Annotated in this window: 2 protein-coding genes and 1 pseudogene; all 3 read right to left on the reverse strand. The window is 53.6% G+C overall.

Annotation, left to right across the window (positions count from 1 at the left end; genetic code table 11):
* A pseudogene (locus BHE89_RS17665) lies at nt 1-464 on the reverse strand (hypothetical protein); the annotation flags it as partial.
* On the reverse strand, nt 451-681 hold the full coding sequence (locus tag BHE89_RS17670; protein ID WP_000972664.1) for a hypothetical protein: 231 nt from the start codon (nt 679-681) through the stop codon (nt 451-453). The pseudogene BHE89_RS17665 and the gene BHE89_RS17670, both read right to left, overlap by 14 nt.
* Complete coding sequence (locus tag BHE89_RS17675; protein WP_069369937.1) at nt 681-1,199, reverse strand: nitrite reductase; 519 nt, start codon at nt 1,197-1,199, stop codon at nt 681-683. The genes BHE89_RS17670 and BHE89_RS17675 overlap by 1 nt, the downstream gene beginning before the upstream one ends.
* Between the last annotated feature and the right edge of the window lie 76 nt (nt 1,200-1,275).

Below are 1,275 nucleotides of genomic sequence, written 5' to 3' on the forward strand. Positions count from 1 at the left end.
CCCCCGTCCGCTTCTTGGGTCGCACAGGTTGCACCTTGCGGCCAATGCCTCCGTTCCATAACGAGCTCGCAGAGCGTTTGGTTGCCTACAGGAGCCTTGTAGTCCTCATCGAGATTCACCACGATGGTTTCCGGCTCCCGTTCAACCGGTGGCAGGTATCTGGCGACCAGAGGCATTGTCAAAATCACAGCCCCATCCATGTGAAAGGATGTTGGAGCCTTCACTATTCGGTCCATTACCCAGCACCAAGCATGAAGCAACCGATCCTCTACCTTGTCGTCAGCCTCAATCTCTTGAACGAACTGGTTGAAACGAACCTGACTATCCAGAAACAGGCCTGTGCTCTGACACTTATCGCTGATCGTATGAATGAGCTCCGCCTGCTCCAGAAGCATTTCTCGGGTGACTTCTTCCACATCACCAAATGCGTCAAACAACTTTGTCATGTAGTCACGAATTTGCATGTTCTTCCCCCTCGGCATCGAATTGCTTTGCAAGCTCAGGATCACCGGCCCAGCGAAGGGCGTCTCCCATATGCGTGAAAGCGCGTTTATTGTCATCCTGCTTATTCACCCTGACCGGCGTCTTTTGGTCACGAGGCTGTAGTAGCCAGTACCCGGCCTCTTCCTTGATTAGTTCTGCGGCCACCAGCAAGCCGTTCTTCGTTGCAATGATCATCATCAGCTCCCGTGGTTAAGCCAGTAGGCATAGACAGTGATGGCAAGGCCTCCCGCGAGCACAATGACTGCGGCGGTACGCTGGACCCACTTCGATGCACCAAACCGCGCCAGGTGTCTCCCCAGGAACTGGAAAGGTGCCGTCTTTCCGATAGCGCGAATCACCCAGGTGATTGCCAACAGAAGGATGGCTGTGGCCGGGTATATACCAACCCCTAAGAGATTCATCTCTCCGACCGCGAGCTGATAGATGAATGCCAACAGCATGGCTATCGCAGTCAATACGGCTACAACCTTGGTCCCGTTTCGCCAGTCCCACGCTCGACGTGCGTCACTGGTAAAACTCACCATCGAGACAAGGAACGGCATAAATGGCAGGTTCATGCTGGTGGGTTTATCCATGAATGCGTCAAGACCCACAAACATGGCCGTCATCACCACATAGAACAACAGGGCGGGGACAAGCATGTCGCGTAAAGACCGAACCTGGTTGGCGTTCGCGTTTTGAGTATTCGTCGTCATTGTGTTTGCCCCTTCAACATTCCCCATAGCTGACGGTGAAGATCAGCGATTACCTTGTACGTCCCCTTCACTGCTG

This window comes from Shigella sp. FC1967 (assembly GCF_001743005.1).
Classification (GTDB): domain Bacteria; phylum Pseudomonadota; class Gammaproteobacteria; order Enterobacterales; family Enterobacteriaceae; genus Proteus.